The organism is Sodalis sp. C49 (assembly GCF_046352915.1).
GTDB lineage: Bacteria > Pseudomonadota > Gammaproteobacteria > Enterobacterales > Enterobacteriaceae > Acerihabitans.
The window spans coordinates 89183-111879 of record NZ_CP163303.1; the positions used below are offsets into that span (position 1 = coordinate 89183).

The window sequence follows — 22697 nt, forward strand, 5'->3', positions numbered from 1 at the left end:
ACATAAATCTCCCCGCAAGCAGGTTAACCGTATCCCGACGCCAGATTCTATCCAAAACAACAGCGCCGCTATTGCTACACAATATGCCGTGCGAACAGCGACATGTGGACCGGCATAAAGCGCGCTGACGGCGCCTGTGCCCTCGGCATGAGCCGCCGGGAGCGGCGAAAGGCCCGTTGCGCCGGGAGCGCATAACGGGCCGGTGCATAAGGGGGAACGGGCGTCGGAAGGTATCGCGCAGCGACGCGCGATCTGCCGGGCGCGCGGAGGTCAAGGAGGCCGTCGCGGTACGGCCTCCTTGTCGCTTGCCGGCGCCCGGCATTCCATATAAGCGCCGAACGCACGGCAAGCGAAACCTTCGCCGAGGCGACATATGCCCTAGCGCACCCTAACGCACGGCAAGCGAAACCCATGCCCCGCAGCATCAGCCGCAAGCGCAACCCTCCGCGGGTTTAATCATTATCAGGGGAAGATCCGCCACCCGGACGCCGGGCGGCGGAAACATCAGTTTAAACGCTTTACGGGGAACGCGTTGCGCGGGCCTATTTAACGGAGCTGCCGATCATCGCCTCGGGCCGTACCCATTGGTCGAACTCCGTCTCTGAGACATAGCCCAGTTTCAGCGCCGACGCTTTTAGCGTCAGCCCCTCTTTATGGGCTTTTTTTGCAATCTCGGCCGCTTTGTCATACCCGATATGGGTATTGAGCGCGGTGACCAGCATCAGCGATTCATTCAGCAGTTGGCTGATGCGTGCCCGATTGGGTTCGATGCCGCCGGCGCAGTGCCGGGTAAAGCTGCTGATGCCGTCGGCCAGCAGGCGGATGGATTGCAGCATATTATGCGAGATAAGCGGCCGGAAGACGTTCAGTTCAAAATTGCCCGACGCGCCGCCAAAGTTCACCGCCACATCATTGGCCATAACCTGGGCGCACAGCATGGTCATGGCCTCGCATTGGGTGGGATTGACCTTGCCGGGCATAATCGAGCTGCCGGGCTCGTTTTCCGGGATGGCGATTTCGCCGATGCCGCAGCGCGGCCCGGAGGCGAGCCAGCGCACGTCGTTGGCGATTTTGAACAGCGACGCGGCCAGTCCTTTGAGCGCCCCGTGTCCTTGTACCAGGGCGTCGCAAGAGCCGAGCGCCTCGAACTTATTCGGTGCGGTGACAAACGGCTGCCCGGTCAGCTCCGCCAGGGCCTTCGCCACCCGTACGGCATATTCCGGATGGGTGTTAAGGCCGGTGCCCACCGCCGTGCCGCCCAGCGCCAGTTCGCTCAGATGCGGTGCCGTCGCCTCGATATGCCGCGCGCTGTGGCCGAGCATTGCCGCCCATCCGGAAATTTCCTGTCCCAGGGTCAGCGGGGTGGCGTCCTGCAAATGGGTGCGCCCGATTTTCACCACGTCGCTGAATGCTTCGGCCTTTTGTTCCAGGCACGCCCGCAGCGTAGCCAGCTGCGGCAATAATTGAGTGCGCAGGGCAATCACCGCCGCCACATGCTGCGCGGTGGGGAACACGTCGTTCGAGCTCTGGCTTTTATTGACATCGTCATTGGGATGCACCAGGCGCGTATCGCCGCGCTCCCCGCCCAGCAGTTCGCTGGCGCGGTTGGCCAGCACCTCGTTCATATTCATATTGGTCTGGGTCCCCGAGCCGGTTTGCCAGATGGACAGCGGAAACTCCTGCGGATGCTTTCCCGCCAGCACTTCGTCGGCGGCGGTGATAATGGCCTGCGCCTTGTCGCGGGCCAGCAGGCCCAGGTCCAGGTTCACCTGGGCGGCGGCGCGTTTGGTCATGGCCAGCGCAGCGATAAGCTCCGCCGGCATCTTTTCCTGCGAAATGCGGAAATGCTCCAGCGAGCGCTGGGTCTGCGCCCCCCATAGCCGGTCGGCGGGCACTTCGACGGCGCCCATGGAGTCTTTTTCAGTGCGGATATTTTCCATAATGTGATCCTTATGCGATAAACAAAAATAAATCGCGCGGCGGGTGTTCCATCCGCCGCGCCGCGCGATGCGAGTCGTGTTTATAAAAAGCCGTAGGCGGCGGCCAGGATCCAGCCGACAAGGCTGGAGACGCCCACGCCAAGCAGGCCCACCAGGATAAAGCTGTGGTTGATGACATACTTGCCGATATGGGTGGTGCCGGAACGGTCAAACTGGATAGCCGCCAGGTCGCTGGGATAGGTCGGCAGGATATAATAGCCGTAGCAGGCGGGCGCCGAGGCGACGATATAGGCCGGGTCGACGCCGATGGCCAGGGCCAGGGGCACAATCGCCGCCAGCGCCGCGGCCTGGGAGTTGACGAACTTCGAGACCACCAGCAGCGCCAGCGCGTAGGCCCAGGGATGGACCTTGATAATGGCGCCGAGGCTGGCTTCGATTTCGGCCAGGTGCGCGCCGAAGATGGTTTCCGCCATCCAGGCGATGCCGTAGACCGCCACGATGGCAATCATGCCGGAGCGGAAGACTTCGTTTTTCGAGATGGCCGCCGGGTTGGTCTTGGTGGCGATGATAATCAGGGCGCCGGAAAACAGCATGCACATCTGGATAACCAATACCATCGACAGCCGTTTGCCGCCGAACACCGGCAGCAGCTGCGGCATCGCGCCCAGCAGCGCGACGACGGCGATGGTGGCGAGGAAAATCCACATCGCCACCCAGTTGCTGCGCGGCAGCTTCTGGTTGAGCAGGGTGGCGGTATCGCCGTAGACATAGTGGCGGTTTTCGGGGTCGGCGATAAATTTCTGGAACACCTCGTCCTTATCCAGGTCCTTGCCGCGAAACCAGCTGAAAATGCCGATGGCCAGGATGCCGCACAGGGTGGAGGGAACGGTGATGGCCAGCAGGTCGAGGAAGTCGAGGTGGCGGCCGTTAAAAGACACATTGCCGAGCATGGCCACCAGGGAGACCACCGCGACCGACACGGGGCTGGCGATAATGCCCATCTGGGCGCCGACGGAGCTGGCGGCCATGGGACGTTCGGGGCGGATATTATTTTTAATCGCCACGTCGTAGATGATGGGCAAAATGGTGTAGACCACATGGCCGGTGCCGCAGAGGATGGTCAGGCAGCAGGTGACGAAGGGGGCGACGATGGAGACGTATTTGGGGTTGCGCCGCAGGAGTCGCTCGGCGATTTGCAGCATGACGTCCAGGCCGCCGGAGGCTTGCAGGGTGGCGGAGGCGGCGACCACGGCGATAATCACCAGCATGACGTCGACCGGGGGTTTACCGGGTTCGAGATGGAAGACGAAGACCAGGATAACCAGCCCGATACCGCCCAGGAGGCCGAGGGCGATACCGCCCTTTCTGGCGCCGTATAACAGACAGGCCAGAATAACGGCCAGTTGAATAAAAAATGCCATTTGTACTTTTCCTTTGTTTAATAACTTTATTTAAATTCACTGCTTAACAAATAACTCCGTTTAAAACCACAATGATTGTGCTGAATCACATACCGACGCTTTTTTTAGTTAATAATATGATTTAATATTTTTATGTTATAGCCAATCTTATTTAGGCAAATCATATTGTTGTTTAGATGTTAATGCTTATGATGTGAAATAATTAATTTGATTTAAGGGCGGGAATTAAACACTATTGCTGGCGAAACCCGCCGCCGCCGCACCGGTATGATGCGGCGGGCGGCATTTACTGGAAACACTGGCGCAGCGCCTCCAGTTTTTCCGGCAATAAGCGATAAAAATAGACCGGGCGCCCCATGGAGCCGTAAAAAATGGTGGTGGTTAGAATATCCGCCTCCGCCAAATATATCAGGTATTTGCGGCAGGAGACCTTGGAGATATTGATGGCGTTGGCCAGCATCTCGGTGGAGAATTCCCGATCCTTGCTTTGCTCAATCCACTCGCCGATGGTGCGCAGGGTAATAACGGTCAGGCCTTTGGGCAATTTTTTATGGCCGTGATCGGCGTCGGCGGTTTTATGGTGAATTAAATGGTCGATATCGGACTGCGCGCAGTTTTCGCGCAGGTCGAGTAAATTGACCTCCTCGCGGTAGCTGACCAGCGCCTGTTCAAAACGGGCGAACTGAAAGGGCTTGATAAGATAATCCACCACGCCGTATTTGAACGCTTTTTTCACCGTGCCGACATCGGTGGCCGAGGAAATAATCAAGACATCGGTTTGCTCGCTGATTTCACGGATGATGGGCAGCAGATCCAAGCCGTTATCCTGCTGCATATAAATATCCAGCAGCACCAAATCAATTTTATCCCCGGCCGCCATCAGCAGCGACCGCGCCTGCTGCAGGGTGGAGGCGGTGGCGTGGTATTGAAACCCGCTGACCTGGCTCAGGTAGCATTTGTTCAATTCGGCCACCATGGCGTCATCGTCGACAATCAGAGTATTTATCATAGGGTTACCCCGTTTTTATCCGATATGGCAAAGTGATGTCGAAGCGGGTGCTCACCCCCGGTTCAGACGTAAATTCCATCCATCCGCCCAGCCGTTCCACGCCTTCCCGGGCAAGATAAAGGCCGATGCCGCGGCCGGTGCCTTTGGTGGAAAAACCGCGCTGGTAGACCGTGTTCCCCACGGCCGGGTCGATACCGGGGCCGTCGTCGCTCACCGTGCACTGCAGCAGCATATCATCCCGATAGAGGAAACTGACGGTGATCGTGCCTTTTTCGCTCTCGGACAGGGCATCCATGGCATTTTCAATCACATTGCCCAATACGGTGATAAGGCAGGCGGTGGTGTCGTTATCATCGGTATCGGGCAGCCAGCTGTCCTCGGTAATCACCAGGCCGATATCAAGGTCGCGGGCGCGGTTAATCTTACCGAGCAGGAAACCGGCGATCACCGGCGATTTGACGATACGAATCAGGGTGCCGATTTCATTTTGATAATTATTGGCCGTTTTCAGGATATAGGATTCCAGCGCCTGGTAGCTTTTTAAATGCAGCATGCCGAGAATCACATGCAGCTTGTTCATAAATTCGTGGGATTGCACCCGCAGGGTATCGGCATAGGCCGACATGCCGTCCAGACGCTCGAGCAGGCGCGCCACCTCGGTTTTATCGCGAAACGTGGCAATAGCGCCGACGATGTCCTCGCCCACGATCACCGGCACGGTATTGGTCAGCAGCACGCTGCCGTTGATATGGCTTTCCCGGTCGCGCTGGGGCTTGCCGGTTTGCAGCACGTTGCGTAAATAGAGCTGCGCCGGCCAATTCTTGCTTGCCGCGTCCAGCAGCAGGTTTTCCCAGGGGCCGTGCTGTTTGAACAGCCGTTTGGCCTCGTCGTTGATAAGCGTAATCTGGCCGTCGGCGTTGACGGCAATCACCCCTTCCTTGACCGATTGCAGCATGGCGTTGCGCTCCTCGAACAGTTGCGCGATTTCATGGGGTTCGAATCCCAGCATGATACGCTTGAGCGCCTTGACCAGCAGCCAGGTGCCGATACCGCCCACGGCGGCGCCGATAAGCGCGGTCCACAGCAGGTTCCAGCGGTTGCCGTTGACGATGGTCTGTACCGTATCCAGTGAAATGCCAATCGCCACCACGCCGATTTGCCGCTGCGCGGCGTTATAGACCGGGGTATAGATACGCAGCGCCCGCCCCAGCGTGCCCTGGTTAATCGCCTGGTGTTCCCGCGCCTGGAGCGCCGGCAGTATATCGTCGCCGACATAGAGTTTACCCAGCAGTTCGGCATTCGGATGCGAATAACGTATCCGGTTCATATCGGTGACCACGACAAAAAACAGGTCGTTGCGTATCCGCGCGGCTTCGGCCACCTGCTGAATGGCGCCCGGATTGCCCTGGCCGCCCAGGCCCTGCACCACCTCGGGATCCTGCGCCAGGGTGCGGGCGATGGCGAAGGCTTTATCCCGCACGTTGTTCTCGGCCAGTTCGCTTATCTGGCTGAAAAACAGCATATGGACCACCACCAGCACGGAAACGATGACACCCGATACCATGAGAATGACGGAGGTGCTCAATGTCAGCGGCGCTTTGCGGGTGTCTCTGGCCATGTGTTCTCCGTGTTCGCCAATCGTCTTGCCCGGGATGATACGACAAAATAAGGCTGAAGGAGGGGTATTTTGCTGCCGCTATCATTACGCCGCGCCATGAATAAGATGGTAAAGACTCTGCTTGCTTCTGACGCGGGTCTGCTTCACACTCCCGGCAAAAATAGTGGCGGGCGCGCATAAAACCAGCGCCTGATTATGCCGTGGCTGAAAATAATCTCCGGTAGAGGATTATTTTACTTAATAAAATAACAGAATAGTTATTTAATGGCGTGCGTCGTGGAAATATAATGCATAGAGGTCCAGCCTAACAAAAAACAAATAAAGTAAAATTTTAGAGTAAACATTTTGAAATAATATTGGTTAAAAATGTTCTTGGTCACAAATAATAAAAATATAAATTGTCATTTGGCCCTAAATTGATAGAGATCAATTTAACCCTCTCATAATAATTTCAGGGTCTCAATGACGCAGCCGTGCTTGAGCAGCGTTGCCATGTAAGAGGCCCAAAACCACTATGAATACCCGCATTACTCCCCCGGGGGTTGATCGCCGTACCTTTTTAAAACTGTGCGCCGCCCTGGCCGCCACCATGGGCCTGAGCAGCCGCGCGGCCGGCGAAATGGCCCGCTCCCTGGCGCAGCCGACGCGGCCGCCGGTTATCTGGATCGGCGCCCAGGAATGCACCGGCTGCACCGAGTCCCTGCTGCGCGCGACGCATCCGACGCTGGAACACCTGCTGCTTAACGATATTTCCCTGGAATACCATGAGGTGCTCTCCGCCGCCTTCGGCGCCCAGGCCGAGGACAATAAGCAGCGCGCGGTGGAGCGGTACCGCGGCAAATATGTGCTGGTGGTGGACGGCTCCATCCCGCTCAAGGACGGCGGCGTGTACTGCATGGTGGCCGGCAAACCTATTGTCGAGCATATCCGTGAATGCGCCGAGGGCGCCGCCGCCATTATCGCCATCGGGTCCTGTTCCGCCTGGGGCGGCGTGCCGGCCTCGGGCAGCAATCCCACCGGGGCGGTCAGCCTGCAGCAGGCCCTGCCGGGCAAAACCATTATCAATATCCCGGGCTGCCCGCCCAATCCACATAATTTCCTGGCGACGGTGGCCCATATCATTACCTGGGGGCGCGCGCCGGCGCTTGACGCCGCCGGGCGGCCCACCTTTGCCTATGGCCGTCTGATTCATGAAAACTGTGAGCGGCGGCCGCATTTCGACGCGGGGCGTTTTGCCCGGGAATTCGGCGACGAGGGGCATCGCCAGGGGTGGTGTCTGTACCATCTGGGCTGTAAAGGACCGGAGACCTACGGCAACTGCCCGACCCTGGAGTTTTGCGATGTGGGCGGCGGTATCTGGCCGGTGGGCATCGGCCATCCCTGTTATGGCTGCAATGAGCAGGGCATCGGCTTTACCAAGGGGATTTTCCAATTGGCAAATGTGGAAAACCCCACCCCCAGGGCGGAAAAACCCGCCGTCCATCAGCCGGAAGGGGCGCCGCGCTCCGCCACCGCCACCGGCCTTATCGGCGGCGTGCTGGGGGTGGTGGCGGGCGTCGGCCTGATGACGGTGCGTGAACTGGGCCGGGCGCAGAATAAACAGCGCCGGGATCGGACCGACGCTTCGTCCCGGGAGGAGTGAGCCGTGAACCGACGTCATTTTTTTAAACTGACCTGCGCCGGGGCCTTGCTGGCGGGCGTACCCGCCGCCGCGCTGGCGCAGGCGCAGAATAAACCGCCCATTCCGGGCGCGCTGGGCATGCTGTACGATTCCACGCTCTGCGTGGGCTGCCAGGCCTGCGTGACAAAATGCCAGCAGGTCAATCATTCTCCCAGGCCAGCCGCGGGGAAAACCTATGCCGGCGGCGCGGCCACCTGGTCGGATAATGACAAGCTCAGCCCGTATACCAACAATATTATCCAGGTGTGGACCTCCGGCACCGGCAAAAATAAGGATCAGGCCCAGGACGGCTACGCCTATATCAAAAAGCAATGCATGCACTGCGTAGATCCGAACTGCGTATCGGTCTGTCCGGTGTCCGCGCTGAAAAAACACCCCACGACCGGCGTGGTGCACTACAACGCCGATATTTGCACCGGCTGCCGTTATTGCATGGTGGCCTGTCCGTTTAACGTGCCGAAATACGATTATGACAATCCGCTGGGCCAAATCCATAAATGCGAGCTGTGCAACCAGCCCGGCGTCGCCCGGCTGGATAACGGCGGCTTGCCCGGATGCGTCGAGGTCTGTCCCACCGGCGCGGTGATTTTCGGCACCAGGGAAGCGCTGCTGGCCGAAGCCCGCCAGCGTCTGGCGCTGACCCCGGGCGTTGAATATCTGTATCCCCGCCAGACCCTTGGGGATGGGGATCGCTATGCGCGCGCCCTGCCGCGGTATGAACCGCATATCTACGGCGAGAAAGAAGGAGGCGGCACCCAGGTGCTGGTGCTGGCCGGGGTGCCGTACCAAAATCTCGACCTGCCGGTGCTGGCGGAGTTGTCCACCGGCGCGCGCTCGGAGCATATCCAGCATTCGCTGTATAAAGGCATGGTATTGCCGCTGGCGGTATTTGCCGGGCTGGCGCTGCTGGTGCGGCGCAATACCCGCGACGGACACGACGGCGACGATAAGGCCGCCGGGCCTGATCTATCCGGCGCGGCCGGCGACGATGCGCCGGGCGGGCGGGAGGCGTCAGGCGCCAAAACGACGCGCGTAGCGCCACCAGGAGAGAATAATCATGACGATGCATAAGGCCAGCCCGCTGGGCGGACGTCTGTTCGCCAGGCCCATTATGTACCTGGCGCCGCTGGTGATACTGTGCGCGGGGCTTATCCTCAGGCGACTGCTGTTCGGCATCGGCTCGGTGGCCAACCTGAACGGCGGTTATCCCTGGGGCCTGTGGATTGCCTTCGACCTGCTGGTGGGCACCGGCCTGGCCTGCGGCGGGTGGGCGCTGGCCTGGGCGGTCTACGTCTTCAACCGCGGCGAATTCCACCCGCTGATGCGTCCGGCGCTGCTGGCCAGCCTGTTCGGCTATTCGCTGGGCGGGTTGTCCATCACCATCGACGTCGGCCGCTACTGGAACCTGCCGTACTTTTATCTTCCCGGCTATTTCAATACCTCGTCGGTATTGTTTGAAACCGCGGTATGCATGACCATCTACATCGGCATCATGGCGCTCGAGTTCGCGCCGGTACTGTGTGAAAAGTGGGGATGGCACGCCCCGCGCAAATGGCTCGATAAAGGGATGTTCCTGATCCTGTCGCTGGGCGTTCTGCTGCCCACCATGCATCAATCCTCCATGGGGTCGCTGATGATTGCCGCCGGCATCAAGGTGCATCCCCTGTGGCAAAGCGACGAAATGCTGCCGCTGTTTTCGCTGCTGACCGCCTTTATCATGGGGTTTTCGATGGTGGTGTTTGAAGGTTCGCTGGTGCGGGCGGGGCTTGCGGGCCGCGGAGCGGACGAAACGCCGCTGTTCACGCGCCTGACGCGCATTATCGCCGTTTTCCTGACGATCTTCATCCTGCTGCGCTTTGCGGAAGTGATCTGGCGCGGCAAGACCGGCTATTTATGGGCGGGCGATCGCTATGCCGCGCTGTTCTGGGCGGAAATCGGCCTGATGCTGGCGCCGTTGCTGATGCTCTGCCTGCGACGCTGCCGCCGGGACGCCCGCGCGCTGTTTATCGGCGGGCTGTGCATGCTGTCGGGCGCGGCGCTGTGGCGCCTGGATTATTCCCTGATCGCCTTCAATCCCGGCGGCGGTTACCGCTATTTCCCCGCCGTGGGTGAAATCCTGATTTCAGTGGGCTTCGTCGCTATCGAAGTCTGTGCTTACATAATGTTGATTCGCCTGTTGCCGGTCCTGTCCGGGACGGCGGACCGCCATCACGATCGTCCGATTGAGGTAGAGCATGAGCCAACGCATCACCATTGATCCTGTTACCCGTATCGAGGGCCACCTGCGTATTGATTGCGAAATTGAACAGGGAAAAGTGGTCAAGGCCTGGTCGTCGGGCACCATGTGGCGCGGCATGGAAGAAATTCTCCAGGGCCGCGATCCGCGCGACGCCTGGATGATTGTCCAGCGTATCTGCGGGGTGTGCACCACGGTGCACGCCATCGCCTCGGTTCGCGCGGTGGAACACGCCCTGGGCATGAGCGTGCCGGTGAACGCCCAGTATATCCGCAACCTGATCCTGGCGGCCCACAGCATCCACGATCATATCGTGCATTTTTACCAGTTGTCGGCCCTGGACTGGGTGGATATTACCTCGGCGCTCAAGGCGGATCCGGTGAAAGCCGAAACGCTACTCAAAGGCCTGTCCACCTGGTCGCTGAACAGCGCGGCGGAGTTCGCCAGGGTACAGCAAAAGATCAAGGATCTGGTGGCCAGCGGTCAGCTGGGCATTTTCGCCAACGGTTATTGGGGGCATCCGGCCATGGCGCTGCCGCCGGAAGTCAACCTGATTGCGGTGGCTCATTACCTGCAGGCGCTGGAATGCCAGCGCGACGCCAACCGCATCGTCGCCATGCTGGGCGGCAAAACGCCGCATATCCAGAACCTGGCCGTCGGCGGCGTCGCCAACGCCATCAACCCGGATATGCCCAGCGTGCTGAACCTGGAACGGCTGATGTATGTCAAAACCTTTATCGACCGGCTGGGCGACTTTATCGAGCAGGTGTATAAAGTCGACTGCGTGGTGATCGCCGCCCACTATCCACAGTGGCTGACGCTGGGGCGCGGGGCGCGGCATTACCTGAGCGTGCCGGAGCTGCCGCTGGATGGCAAGGGCGAGACCTTTTGGCTGACGGGCGGTTATCTGGAGGACGGCGACGCCGCCCGTTTCCGCCCCATTGCCAGCCATACCGACCCGTTCCTGATGGACGGCATCCAGGAAAGCGCCAAACATGCCTGGTACCAGGACGACGAGCCGCTGGCCCCCTGGGAGGGCCGTACCCGGCCGCAGTACACCGGCTGGCAGGAGGACGGTAAATATTCCTGGGTAAAATCACCGATATTCTACGGCCAGACGGTGGAGGTCGGTCCGCTGGCCTGGCTGCTGTGCGGGCTGGCGGCGGGCCACGAGGGCGCGCAAACCCACTTTTCGCAGCTTGGCGCCGCCTATCGCCATCTTACCGGCAACACGTTGCGCGAGGCCGATCTGCATTCCACCCTGGGGCGGGTCATCGGCCGCACCGTGCACTGCTGCGTGCTGAAAGACTCGCTGAGCGTGATGTGGCAACTGCTGGTGGACAATATCGGCCGGGGCGATCACCAGACCTTTATCAAGCCGGACATTCCGCTGGATAAGGAACTGCGCGGCGTAGGCTTCGGCGAAATGCCGCGCGGCATGCTGTCGCACTGGGTGGTTATCAGGGATGGCAAGATTGCCAATTACCAGGCGGTGGTCCCCTCCACCTGGAACGCCGGCCCGCGCAACGGGCAGGACGTGCCGGGGCCTTACGAGCAGTCGCTGGTGGGCACGCCGGTGGCCGACGCCGCCCGGCCGCTGGAAGTGGTGCGCACCATCCATTCCTTCGACCCCTGCATGTCATGCGCTGTGCACCTGGTGGACGCGACCGGCCGGGAAGTGAACCGGGTAAAGGTGCTGTGATGCGTATTCTGGTGCTGGGTGTCGGCAACCTGCTGCTGAGCGATGAAGCGGTGGGGGTGCGCATCGTTGAAGCGTTGGCGCGCCGTTACCGGTTCACGCCCGCCATCGACATCCTGGACGGCGGCACCTCGGGCATGGAGCTGCTGGAAACCCTGTCCGGCCGCGATCATCTGATCGTGGCCGACGCGGTGCTCGCCGGCCATGCCCCCGGCGCGGTGGTGGTGCTGCGCGACGATGAGGTGCCCGCGTTCCTGACGCAAAAGCTGTCGCCGCATCAGCTGGGACTGGCCGATGCGCTGATGGCGCTGCGCCTGCTGGACGCGTTTCCGCGCCGCCTGACCCTGGTGGGCGTGGAGCCGCAAGCGCTGACCATGCGCATCGGCCTGACCGATTGCGTGGCGCGGGCGGTGGAACCGGCGCTGGGGCAGGTGATTGCCGCGCTGGAGCAAAGCGGCGTGACCGTGTCGGCGCGGGATGCCAGCGACGCCCCCCCCGGCGCTGACGCCGGCCCCTTTTCCCGGCCCGACGACAATGACCCTTTTGATAAGGGAGATACCCATGCCGCGGTATGAAGATCCTCCCGCCCGGACAAGGGCTAATGAGGCCGCGGCTGCCGTCGGCGACGCGCCCGCGTCGTGGCTGGAGCCGCTGTTCCGGCGCATCGCCGATGAGCGCATGCGCGATTTGCCGTTTTTCCGTCCGGCGGTGCCGGTGCGCGCCTGCGGTTTCACCCTGTTTGAACAGCAGTGGCTGGGATGCCTGCTGACCCCCTGGATGCTGAGCCTGTGGGTATTGCCGGGGCCGGGCCAGGAATGGCCGCCGATGGAAAACGGCGCGCGGCGGGCGCTGGCGTTGCCGTGCGGCAATGTCACCTTTATCAGCGGCGAGCTGGCGGGACGGGGGCCGTATCTCTCCTGTTCCCTGATGTCGCCGCTGGATGCCGGGCTGACCGGCGCCGGGGCGGTCGCCCTGGCGGAACACTGCGTGAAAATGGCGTTGTCGTTGCCGGTGCGTGACGGCGACAGCCCGCCGGACGCCGATCGCCGCGCCTGGCTCACCCGCGGCCGGGGCGGCGCCCCGGATGCATGAGTTTTCCCTGTGCTACGAGGCGCTGGCGCTGATTGACCAGCAGGCCCGCTCGCACGGGGCGCGGCGGGTGACCGGGGTCTGGCTGGAACTGGGCGCGCTGTCGTGCATCGAGGAAAGCGCCCTGCGTTTTTCGTTCGGCACGGCGTGCCGCGGCACGCTGGCCGAAGGCAGCGCGCTGCACCTTGACGTGCGGCCGGCGCCGGCCTGGTGCTGGTCATGCGGCGCCGCCGTCGAGATAACGCACCATGGCGCGGGCTGCCCGCGCTGCGGCGGTCACGCGTTGCAGGTTAACGGCGGCGACAGCCTGCGCGTCAGGCAGCTGGAGCTGGAGTAATATCCCTTGGAGAGAGTATGTGCATAGGCATTCCCGGTAAGATCGTGGCCGTGGGGGCCGATATTCACCAGCCGGCCTGTATCGAGGTCTGCGGCGTGCAGCGCGCGGTAAATATCGCCCTGGTATGCGAAGGCGAACCCGCCGCGCTGGTCGGCCAGTGGGTATTGGTTCATGTGGGATTCGCCATGAGCCTGCTCGATGAGCAGGAGGCGCGCGAGACGCTGGCGGCATTGCAGTCCATGCAAATGGTCGGCCTGGAGCTCGACGAAATGAGACAGGATGGGAAGCGGCGGGTAGTGGGCTAAAAACAACGCCCGATAACGGCAACGCCCCGCCACCCGGGATACGGGTGGCGGGGCGTTGCTGATTAACGTGCGGATAGGGGGTAGGTTAACTTGCCCTGGTTAAAAAATGCCCACCAGCGTCACCACGGTCAGGATGGCGGCCAGTCCGTAAAACACCCATTTGCCGGCCGGCACATGAATTTTCAGGTCATGCGTGCAGTGATAAATGCGATGCAGCCCGCACCACAGCGGCAGGACAATCATCAGCAGCCAGAACAGGCGGCCTATCAGGGTATGGCTGAACGCGAGCACCCGCGGATAGCTGAGCGCCTCGCCCGGATACCAGCCCAGCGGCAGCAAAAAGGCCACCAGCAGGATTATCACCGGCGCGACGATGGCGCTCCACATGCCGCCGGCGCCGAACAGGCTCCAGAAAACCGGTTCATCGGCGCGTTTCGGATTTTGATTCATAGCGTTCTCCTGATTAAACGACAAGGGCCACGGCCAGTATCACCACCGTCACCACCAGCGTAACGCCCCAAAGCGTGGCGATAAACGGCGCCGGACCGACCTTTTCATCCTTGACGACCAGCACGGTGGCCTTGGGCGCCAGCTCAAACCAGGTTTTGGTATGCAGCAGCGCCGCCAGCAGCGTCAGCAGGTTAAGCGCCAGCACCACCGGGTTTTGCAGGAAATGCACAAACCCGTCCCAGTTCGCCTCGCCGGCCTTCAGCGCATACAGTCCGTAGATCAGTTCCAGGCTGAACCAGACCGCCGGTACGGCGGTGCCTTCGCGCAGCATATAAAAACGGTAGAACCCCAGCTTCTGCCACCAGTTGGCCGGCATGCTGCGAACGTAGGGCTTGCGTTTGGTTGTTATCATGTTAATCACTCCCTTAGCGAGGTTTCAGCATGGCGATCATAAAGTCCTGGGTGCTCGCCACTTTGCCCTGCTGAATGGCGGCGGCGGGATCCACATGTTTGGGACACACCTCCGAGCAGTAGCCGACAAACGTACAGCTCCAGACGCCGTTTTCGCCGTTCAGCTGCGCCATCCGCTCCTTTTTGCCGTGGTCGCGGTTATCCAGATTGTACCGGTGCGCAAGCGTAATGGCCGCCGGGCCGATAAACTCCGGATTCAGCCCGAACTGCGGACAGGCGGCATAACATAAGCCGCAGTTGATGCAGCCGCTGAACTGATGGTATTTGGCCATCTGCGCCGGGGTCTGCAGGTTGGTGCCTTCCGACGGCTGGCGGTTATTGCCGATGATATAGGGCTTAATCGCCTCCAGGCTCTCGATAAAATGGGTCATGTCCACCACCAGATCGCGCTCGATGGGGAAGTGGCCCAGGGCCTTGACCTTCATGCCGTGGGGATATTCGCGCAAAAAGGTTTTACAGGCCAGCTTCGGCACATCGTCCACCATCATGCCGCAGGACCCGCAAATGGCCATCCGGCACGACCAGCGGAAGGACAGGTCCGGCTCCAGGTTATCCTTGATATAACCCAGCGCGTCCAGCAGCGAGGTTTGCGCGTCATAAGGCACGTCGTACACCACGGGATGGGGGGCCTGATCCTGCTCGGGGTTATAACGCATTACCTCAAGCTTCAGCGTGTTCATCTCAGCCATTGGCCTGCTCCTTATCCTTTTTATCCTGTACCGCGGCCGCGGCGCCCTCGCCGCCGTACATCCGTTTGGCCGGCGGCAGGGTGGTGATCTTCACGTCGCTGTATTCCAGACGCGGCGCGCCGTCGGGATTATAAAACGCCAGGGTATGCTTGAGGAAATTCACGTCGTCGCGCTCGGTACAGCCCTCATCGAGCCGCTGGTGGGCGCCGCGCGATTCCCGGCGGTGGAACGCCGAATGCGCCATGCAGTCGGCCACCTCCAGTCCGTTGCCCAACTCAATGGTGTAGAGCAGATCGGTATTAAACACGCTGGAGGTATCGGTAATGGTAACCCGTTTAAACCGCTCTTTCAGCTCGGCCAGCTTATCCATGGTTTTTTGCATCAGCTCCGGCGTACGGTAGATGCCGCAGCCTTCTTCCATCGACAGGCCCATCTCGTCGCGGATGGCCGACCATTTTTCATTGCCCCGCTGGTCCATCAGGCGTTGCAGGGTGGTTTCCACGTCCCGCGCCTGGGCGTCGAGGACGGCGTTATTGGCGGCCGGCGCGGCCGCCGCGCTGGCCGCGGCCTGTTCGCCCGCCAGGCGGCCGAACACCACCAGCTCGGCCAGGGAATTGGAGCCGAGACGGTTGGCGCCGTGCAGGCCCACCGAGGAGCATTCGCCGACGGCAAACAGACCGCGGATGCGCGTTTCGCATTGCTGATCGGTTTCAATGCCGCCCATGGTGTAATGGGCGGTGGGGCGTACCGGGATGGGATCCTTCACCGGATCGACGCCGACATAGGCTTTCGACAGTTCACAGATAAACGGCAGCCGTTCCAACAGCTTTTTCTCGCCCAAATGGCGCAGGTCGAGATAGACCACGTCGCCGCGCGGCGTGGCGATGGTGCGCCCGGCGCGCCATTCGTGCCAGAACGCCTGGGACAGCTTATCGCGCGGACCCAGTTCCATATATTTGTTTTCCGGATGGCCCAGCGGCGTTTCAGGCCCCATGCCGTAGTCCTGCAAATAGCGATAGCCGTCTTTATTGACCATGATGCCGCCTTCGCCGCGGCAGCCTTCGGTTATCAGGATGCCGGAGCCGGGCAGGCCGGTGGGGTGGTACTGAACAAACTCCATATCGCGCAGCGGCACGCCGTGACGCAGGGCGATGCCCATACCGTCGCCGGTGACGATGCCGCCGTTGGTGTTATAGCGATAAACGCGGCCGGCGCCGCCGGTGGCCATGACCACGGCGTTGGCGCGGATGCAGATGCGCGTGCCTTCCATCATATTGATGGCCACCAGTCCGCGCGCCTGGCCGTCGTCCACCAGGATATCCAGCACGAAGTGCTCGTCGAAGCGCTTGATCTGCGGATATTTCAGCGAGGTCTGGAACAGCGTATGCAGAATATGGAAACCGGTTTTATCGGCGGCGAACCAGGTACGTTCGATTTTCATCCCGCCGAAACGCCTGACGTTCACCCGGCCGTCGGGCTTGCGGCTCCAGGGGCAGCCCCACAGTTCAAGCTGGGTCATCTCCTCCGGGCAGTGGCGGACAAAATGATCGACCACGTCCTGCTCGCACAGCCAGTCGCCGCCGGAGACGGTATCGTGGAAATGGGAGTCAAAAGAGTCATGATCCTGGGTGACGGCGGCGGACCCGCCCTCGGCGGCCACGGTATGGCTGCGCATGGGGTATACTTTCGATACCAGGGCGATAGTCAGGTTGGGATGGGCCTGCGCGGCGGCAATGGCGGCGCGTAAACCCGCGCCCCCCGCCCCGACGATGACGATATCGGCGTTAAAGGTTTGCACTTTATTCTCCTGCTCATCGGACATTGCATTAAAATCAACAAAACGCAGCGGGATATTTAATTGACTTTAATAATTAAAATAACTGAAAATTTTTAATTAACTAAATTAAGCACACTAATTAATTTGATTCTTCTAATGATGCCGTACATTCAGATAATAATAATATATTCCGTATGGGCAATAATGCGAGTGTGGATGAATACAGGTATGATGTAGATCAACAAAAAAAAAGAGAAGTGAAATCATTTTGTTAAATTGACGGCAAAGCGGAATAATTGGCATTCAGCTATTGATGTCGCGCGCGGACAGGGAACGGCAACTGCCCGCCGGGGCGCGCCGCCGTCCCGGCAGGGTTATTTTGACGTCAGGGCCGCCGGCGGTTAAAAACCATAACGGATGGCGTCCTTGCTTTGCTGCATCAGCGCATCGATTTTCTGGGAAAACGCCTCGATGCCCGCGCTGTCGCCGCGCTCCGAGCACTGGCGCCGTTTCAGGTTGTAGGCTTTCATCAGCTGCGCCTGGGCGGGGCCGGGCTTGCCGTAGCACGCGACGCTCTTTTCCCAGCAGGCGATGGCGGCGTCCGTGTCCTGCCGCTCAAACAGCGTCTTGCCCAGTTCGTTAAGCGCTTTGGCGCATTCTTTCGGCGCCAGCCCCTGCGCCAGGATAGTATCAATAGACGAGACCATGGATCCTCCGCGTACGGTTAATGGAAAAAGTTAAGAATATGGCCGAACACCAGTCCGACGCTGATGACATCCGAATCACTGAACGTGACGTTGGAAAACCCATACTGGCCGAGCAGGGGCAATAGCAACGCGGGCAGCAGGGTAATAAACAACCCATGGAACACGCCGCCGATGATGGCGCCGCGCCGTCCGCCGACGGCATTGCCGAAAATACCCGCGGTGCCGCCGGCAAAAAAATTGGTCAGCATGCCCGGCAGGATCATCGCCAGTCCCATGCTTGGGAACAGGAACATGCCGATAACCGAGCCGATGGTGGTGGAAATAAAACCGATAATCACCGCGTTGGGGGCATAGGGGAACAGCACCGGGCAGTCCAGCGCCGGAATGGCGTTGGGCACGATGCGCAGCGCGATGCCGCGAAACGCCGGTACGATTTCCGCCAGCAGCAGCCTGACGCCCGCCAGCAGGACATAAACCCCGACCACGAACTGTACCGATTGCAGGAAGGCATAGACCAGGTAGTTAACGCCGTGGGCATAAGGGGCGATCACCAAGGGGCCCGCGGCGATGGACGGAATCAGGTAGACCGGGATCATCACCACCATCATGGAGAGATACGTATCCTGGAGAAAGGAAAACGACTGGGGCAGCTCCAGATCCTCGGTACTTTTGCCGACATCGCCGGTGAGCTTCGCCACGCCCGCCTGCACGATATAACCAATAGTGCAGAAATGGCCCAGCGCAATATCGTCCGATCCCGTTATCTTGCGCACAATGGGCTGCGCCAGCACCGGCATGCCGACCGCCATGACGCCGGCGATAACGCCGCCGATAAGGATTAATTCCGTCCCCCGCAGCCCGCCCATGTAACCGATAACCGAGCATACCGTGGCCATCCAGAGCGAGGCCTGGCCGGTGAGGAAAATATATTTATAACGGGTGAAACGGGCGATAAGAATATTAATTACAAACGCCAGGACCATGATCAGGGCGGTTTCCCGTCCCAGGGTTTGTTGGGCGATGCCGGCAATGGAACCCACGTCGGTGACCACCCCGCGCATATGGAATCCTTTCTGGAAAACATCGCCGAGGAAGTTTAACGCATTGACGATAATATTGGCGCCGGACAGCAGGACTAAAAATCCTAATAGCGTTTTAAGCGTGCCGGTAATAACCTGTCCGGGGCTCTTTTTTTGCGCGATAAGCCCAATCATGGCGATCAATGATATCAGTATCGACGCCTGGCCGAGCACATCGTTGACAATAAAATGGAGGAAAGACATAATAAGTCCCCTGTAGGGTTTGCAACAATCGGATTATCAATCAATCAATATCAAGCCAGGTAGCCTTTTTCCTGTAATACTGGCGTTAGTTTTTCTTTTATTTCGTTTTTATCAACCAATCTTTTAAGGTAAATAATAGTGGCATTTATCGTATAATGCTGGAACTGTGATCGGAAGTTTTCGCCGGTCATTATTATATCCGCCCTGCTTGACGTGGCGCTGGAAATATCACAATGAGACAAATCGGCATCCACGCCCAGATCTTTCAACGCGGCCTCAATACTCATTTCGCACGCAAAACTGCTGCCCAGTCCCGCCCCGCATACCGCCAGAATTGATAATTTTTTCATAATACAGGTTCCTTAAGTGATTCATCTGTAGGGTAACCGCCGCCATCGGGCCGGCATGACGCCGATGACGATAGCTCAATACCGCTTCCGGCGGACAGCCTGCGGCCTGCCCATCCTGAATAGCCATTAACCGGCCATGCGCCTGGCCCACCGACGTTGATGGCCGCCTGGGTTGATGGTTATCGCCCCTTAGGGTGATACGTTAAAAATGGCGCAGTATGGCCAAAATCTCTTGTTCATCCCGCGCATGTTTTAAGGTATTTACCGCCTCCTCATCGCAAAATAATTTTGACAGGCTCGCAATCATTTCAATATGTGAATGGCTGTCGACGGCCGCCAGGGCAAAAATAACGTACACCGGATCGTTATCTTCGCTGCCGAAGGTCACGCCTTGCGAAACGATAACCAAGGACAAGGCGGTTTTAATTACCCCTTCCTCCGGCCGGGCATGGGGCATGGCAATGCCTTCGCCCAAGACATAGTAAGGGCCTATTTGTTCATGCATGGCGTAAATAGCTTGGAGATAACGGCTCTCAACCGCATGCTGATCGATAAGCGGCTGCACCGATAACGCCACTGCGCTTTGCCAGTCTTTCGCCTGATTAATTAAGCGAACGTTACTTTCGTTAATCCAGTCCGTTAACATAAAGACCCTTTTTAGCTAGGTATAGATATATACTAGTATGTTTCTGTTTCCTTATAAAAACTGTGATCCATCTTTATCTATTTCTACAATATTGTAAATAATAATAAAGAGTTGTTTTGAAAAATAATGCCAAATACTATTACGGGCTTTCTTTATATATGAAGAAGGCCTTTTTAAGCAGCAATGTTCTATTATATTCGGCCAGGCGTGCGTTATCTCCTTACAGTTTGTGGTTATATCACCGCGGCGCGCGGCAATGTTTGCATTATCCAGTCGTAAATAACGCGGGTATCCTGCGGTTGGTCCTGGTCGACGCTAAAGATCGGCCCTAATGCCATCGGTCCGGCGCGTTCCGCCAGCGCCCGCAGTTCGGGTAGATATTCCGCGCCGGGATGGCCGGGCAATCTGTCCGCCAGGCGCGCGGCATAGCGGGCGGCCGCCAGTTGCGCGGAAATCCGGCACCACACTTCGACCAGGCGCGTCACGCCGGCGTGCGCCAGATAATGCGCTAATAGCTCCCGGGGCTGGAAGCCAAACCAGGCGTCTATGATAAAGGTGCTTCCCGCCGGGGCCTGCGCCACGATGGACCAGATGACCTGGTAACTGGCTTTGCCAAGGGTACGGTTCATCGTGCGGTCGACACCGCCCAGATGCTGCAGAAACGGGTTTTTGATCCCGTCCAGGGATAACGAAAGCCAGCCGGACTGCCGGGAGAGGCCTGCGGCGAGGGTGCTTTTACCGGAGGCGGGGATACCGTTGATCATGATAATCCGCTTGCCGTTGTCACTTTCCGGCCGGTCCTGATGCGACGCCTGGGCGCCATTAGCAGGAGAAAACCGGATGCTGTCGGTCGCCGCGCCCTTGTCAGACATGTTTTACCTGCTCCGTTAACGCGTCTCTCGTCGGCCGGGTCGCGTGAAAATATTGTTTAATCACGGCCTGAATTTCGTTCAGCCGGGGAATAGCCAGCGTTTCCAGTTTTTGCCGGGTGGCCTCACGGTCCAGGGAAATACAATCTTTCCATAACGAACGGCCCGCAATGACGCCGGAGGCGCCCTTGCTCATGGCGTCCGCCACCTGGGTCAGGAAGGTGGCGTGATCGACGCCCGCCGAGAGCACGGCCCAGGGCACGTCGCCGGCAAGCCGGGTGATGTCCGCACAGGCCTGCGGCGAACCGGGATAGGGTAATTTCAGCACCTTGGCCCCGCATTCCAGGCAGATTTTCGTGCCGCCATAGATAAGCTCCGGGATTTTCTGCTTATATTCCTCGTCCGTTTCATCATCGAGTTTATACGTCAGGAACTCAACCACCAACAATAAATCCTCGCGGGTGAAATCCTCGATGCATCGGCGCAGTATAGCGATATTGTGCTGGTTCGCCCCGGCGCGATCCGAGCGCAGATACACCATGATCTTGCCGCCGGTGGCGCCGAGCTCGCGCACCCGCCGGGCGTTGATATGGTCAACCAGCCGCGACAGCCGGTAGCCTTCGGGCGTGGTGTCGAACCCGGAGGCGTCGAGGCCTATCAGCAGCGCCGTGTCGCGCGCAATGATGCCGTCGTCCACCAGTTGCGGCACGGCGCAGACCGGATCGACCAGCACGCATGACGCCTTGCTTGCCAGGTAACGGGTGATATCGGCCTTGATCAGTCCCAGTTCGTGTTCGGAAATCTGCGCCTGCCGGGCGGGATCGTTGGATAGCAGGCTGCGCATGGCACCTCGCTGATCGCAGGCGATAACCAACATGGCGCCGTTGCTGCCACAGATTTGTTGATAGCTGCGTAATTCTGAGGTGGACATTTTTGACATGAATTTCTCCTTTACCTGAAATTTATTACAGACAAAAAACGCGGTGATACGTTGTTACCCTTTGTCATCATCGTCCTTGATTAAATGGGAGAAAATGGTCCCAATGCTGCGGTTTATAAGGGGTTTCTCCCTGGGGAACGATTGCAATTTCCCGCATATTGCGCAATAATTCCCCATCGACAGAGATGAGTGTAATACATTACAGAAAGGAATTTCAAGCTGAAAGAGCCAATTTTGCAAGATCTTGCAGCTACTCGCGCCATGATGCATATGGTGGCGAAGCTGCATTACGAGTCCGACATGCCCCAGGTGGAAATTGCGCGCAAGTTCGATGTCTCCACCGCCACCATTTCGCGGCTGCTGAACAAGGCGCGCGCCGCCGGCATCGTGCGCATCGAGGTGGTGGCGCTCTCTTCGCCCGAGAATATGACGGCGGACCTGATTAAGCGCCTGGGATTAAAAAAGGCCTTTGTCGTCGACGCGCCGCCGGCCAATGTCCTGGGCTCGCTGGCCGCGCCGCTGGCGTCGCTGCTGGAACAGGCGGGGCTGGGCGCCGGATCGGTGCTGGGCATCGGCTGGGGCAGGGCGGTGCGGGAGGTGACCCTGACGGGCATGCCGCGGTTGCCGGGCATCCTGACCGTGGCGCTGAACGGCGGTATGCAGCAGGCCGCCCCCCATTTCCAGATTACGGAGTTCGTCCGGCGCGCCGCCGAGCAAATGGAAGGCAAGCCCTATTTCCTGCATGCGCCCTATATATCGTCCGCCGAACTGCGCGACGCGTTTCTCGCCGATCGCAGCGTGCAGGATATTATCTCGTTATGGGATCGGCTGGATGTGGCGATTGTCGGCATCGGTCTGACCCATGCGCCCAAACCCGGCGAATCCACCACCGCCATCGCCGATGAAAAGACGCTGAGCCGGGCCGCCGGCGACGTGCTGCGTCATTACGTGACCGAGACCGGCGAGGTGCTGCACTGGGAAGGGGAGGCGCGCATGATCGCCGCCTCGCCGGAACAGCTCAGGCGCACGCCGCTGACCATCGGCGTGGCCGCCACGCCGGAAAAGGCCGCCGGCATTATCGGCGCGGTGCGATCGGGCATGATCAATTCCCTGGTGACCGATGTGAACACCGCCCAGGCGATACTGGACCGGCTGCCGGCGGGTTAACCGGCCTTTGCCG

At 59.5% G+C, this 22697-nt stretch carries 23 protein-coding genes; 9 read left to right on the forward strand and 14 right to left on the reverse strand.

Features of this window, described 5'->3' with window-relative positions:
* Positions 1-542 precede the first annotated feature (542 nt).
* The 4 genes from fumC to ABUK12_RS00355 all read right to left on the reverse strand — a co-directional run bounded on the left by fumC (position 543) and on the right by ABUK12_RS00355 (position 5988).
* Positions 543-1940, reverse strand: coding sequence for a class II fumarate hydratase (gene fumC, locus ABUK12_RS00340; protein ID WP_410014417.1), 1398 nt, complete (start codon positions 1938-1940; stop codon positions 543-545).
* Between the two features lie 80 nt (positions 1941-2020).
* Positions 2021-3361: an anaerobic C4-dicarboxylate transporter gene (locus ABUK12_RS00345; protein ID WP_410014418.1), complete on the reverse strand. Its 1341-nt coding sequence runs from the start codon at positions 3359-3361 to the stop codon at positions 2021-2023.
* A 286-nt stretch (positions 3362-3647) separates the two neighbouring features.
* Entirely contained in the window at positions 3648-4370 is a 723-nt protein-coding gene (dcuR, locus tag ABUK12_RS00350; protein WP_410014419.1) for a two-component system response regulator DcuR, read from the reverse strand.
* Between the two features lie 4 nt (positions 4371-4374).
* Positions 4375-5988, reverse strand: coding sequence for a sensor histidine kinase (locus ABUK12_RS00355; RefSeq protein WP_410014420.1), 1614 nt, complete (start codon positions 5986-5988; stop codon positions 4375-4377).
* Between the two features lie 514 nt (positions 5989-6502).
* Here ABUK12_RS00355 and hybO point away from each other — a divergent pair.
* The 8 genes from hybO to hybG are packed head-to-tail and all read left to right on the forward strand — an operon-like array spanning position 6503 to position 13335.
* Positions 6503-7630, forward strand: a complete 1128-nt coding sequence (hybO, locus tag ABUK12_RS00360; RefSeq protein WP_410014421.1) for a hydrogenase 2 small subunit — start codon at positions 6503-6505, stop codon at positions 7628-7630.
* A gap of 3 nt (positions 7631-7633) precedes the next feature.
* A complete protein-coding gene (gene hybA / locus ABUK12_RS00365; protein ID WP_410014422.1) occupies positions 7634-8740 on the forward strand; it encodes a hydrogenase 2 operon protein HybA in 1107 nt (368 codons plus the stop codon).
* Positions 8727-9926 (forward strand): Ni/Fe-hydrogenase cytochrome b subunit, encoded by a 1200-nt coding sequence (hybB, locus tag ABUK12_RS00370; RefSeq protein ID WP_410014423.1) that lies wholly within the window; start codon positions 8727-8729, stop codon positions 9924-9926. Before hybA ends, hybB begins: the two co-directional genes overlap by 14 nt.
* Positions 9904-11607 (forward strand): hydrogenase 2 large subunit, encoded by a 1704-nt coding sequence (gene hybC / locus ABUK12_RS00375; RefSeq protein ID WP_410014424.1) that lies wholly within the window; start codon positions 9904-9906, stop codon positions 11605-11607. The genes hybB and hybC overlap by 23 nt, the downstream gene beginning before the upstream one ends.
* Complete coding sequence (locus ABUK12_RS00380; protein ID WP_410014425.1) at positions 11607-12179, forward strand: HyaD/HybD family hydrogenase maturation endopeptidase; 573 nt, start codon at positions 11607-11609, stop codon at positions 12177-12179. Before hybC ends, ABUK12_RS00380 begins: the two co-directional genes overlap by 1 nt.
* Positions 12166-12696: a hydrogenase-2 assembly chaperone gene (gene hybE, locus ABUK12_RS00385; protein WP_410014426.1), complete on the forward strand. Its 531-nt coding sequence runs from the start codon at positions 12166-12168 to the stop codon at positions 12694-12696. The genes ABUK12_RS00380 and hybE overlap by 14 nt, the downstream gene beginning before the upstream one ends.
* The gene (gene hypA, locus ABUK12_RS00390; protein WP_410014427.1) at positions 12689-13030 is read left to right on the forward strand and encodes a hydrogenase maturation nickel metallochaperone HypA; all 342 of its coding nucleotides are present in this window, start codon (positions 12689-12691) and stop codon (positions 13028-13030) included. Before hybE ends, hypA begins: the two co-directional genes overlap by 8 nt.
* Positions 13031-13047: 17 nt before the next feature.
* Positions 13048-13335, forward strand: coding sequence for a hydrogenase maturation factor HybG (gene hybG / locus ABUK12_RS00395; protein ID WP_410014428.1), 288 nt, complete (start codon positions 13048-13050; stop codon positions 13333-13335).
* A 99-nt stretch (positions 13336-13434) separates the two neighbouring features.
* On the opposite strand, the gene frdD is transcribed toward hybG, so the two are convergent.
* The 10 genes from frdD to ABUK12_RS00445 all read right to left on the reverse strand — a co-directional run bounded on the left by frdD (position 13435) and on the right by ABUK12_RS00445 (position 21517).
* On the reverse strand, positions 13435-13785 hold the full coding sequence (gene frdD / locus ABUK12_RS00400; RefSeq protein ID WP_410014429.1) for a fumarate reductase subunit FrdD: 351 nt from the start codon (positions 13783-13785) through the stop codon (positions 13435-13437).
* Positions 13786-13798: 13 nt separating this feature from the next.
* On the reverse strand, positions 13799-14194 hold the full coding sequence (frdC, locus tag ABUK12_RS00405; protein ID WP_410016777.1) for a fumarate reductase subunit FrdC: 396 nt from the start codon (positions 14192-14194) through the stop codon (positions 13799-13801).
* A gap of 16 nt (positions 14195-14210) precedes the next feature.
* The gene (locus tag ABUK12_RS00410; protein WP_410014430.1) at positions 14211-14945 is read right to left on the reverse strand and encodes a succinate dehydrogenase/fumarate reductase iron-sulfur subunit; all 735 of its coding nucleotides are present in this window, start codon (positions 14943-14945) and stop codon (positions 14211-14213) included.
* Positions 14938-16743, reverse strand: a complete 1806-nt coding sequence (gene frdA / locus ABUK12_RS00415; RefSeq protein ID WP_410014431.1) for a fumarate reductase (quinol) flavoprotein subunit — start codon at positions 16741-16743, stop codon at positions 14938-14940. Before frdA ends, ABUK12_RS00410 begins: the two co-directional genes overlap by 8 nt.
* A gap of 380 nt (positions 16744-17123) precedes the next feature.
* A complete protein-coding gene (locus ABUK12_RS00420; protein WP_410014432.1) occupies positions 17124-17429 on the reverse strand; it encodes a hypothetical protein in 306 nt (101 codons plus the stop codon).
* 17 nt (positions 17430-17446) lie between these two features.
* The gene (locus ABUK12_RS00425) at positions 17447-18712 is read right to left on the reverse strand and encodes a PTS sugar transporter subunit IIC (protein ID WP_410014433.1); all 1266 of its coding nucleotides are present in this window, start codon (positions 18710-18712) and stop codon (positions 17447-17449) included.
* 50 nt (positions 18713-18762) lie between these two features.
* On the reverse strand, positions 18763-19062 hold the full coding sequence (locus tag ABUK12_RS00430) for a PTS sugar transporter subunit IIB (RefSeq protein WP_410014434.1): 300 nt from the start codon (positions 19060-19062) through the stop codon (positions 18763-18765).
* A gap of 202 nt (positions 19063-19264) precedes the next feature.
* On the reverse strand, positions 19265-19708 hold the full coding sequence (locus ABUK12_RS00435) for a PTS sugar transporter subunit IIA (RefSeq protein WP_410014435.1): 444 nt from the start codon (positions 19706-19708) through the stop codon (positions 19265-19267).
* Between the two features lie 233 nt (positions 19709-19941).
* On the reverse strand, positions 19942-20472 hold the full coding sequence (locus ABUK12_RS00440) for an AAA family ATPase (protein WP_410016778.1): 531 nt from the start codon (positions 20470-20472) through the stop codon (positions 19942-19944).
* 100 nt (positions 20473-20572) lie between these two features.
* On the reverse strand, positions 20573-21517 hold the full coding sequence (locus tag ABUK12_RS00445) for a tagatose-bisphosphate aldolase (protein ID WP_410014436.1): 945 nt from the start codon (positions 21515-21517) through the stop codon (positions 20573-20575).
* A gap of 234 nt (positions 21518-21751) precedes the next feature.
* Between ABUK12_RS00445 and ABUK12_RS00450 the strand changes: the two genes are divergently transcribed.
* On the forward strand, positions 21752-22684 hold the full coding sequence (locus tag ABUK12_RS00450) for a sugar-binding transcriptional regulator (RefSeq protein WP_410014437.1): 933 nt from the start codon (positions 21752-21754) through the stop codon (positions 22682-22684).
* Positions 22685-22697: the final 13 nt, after the last annotated feature.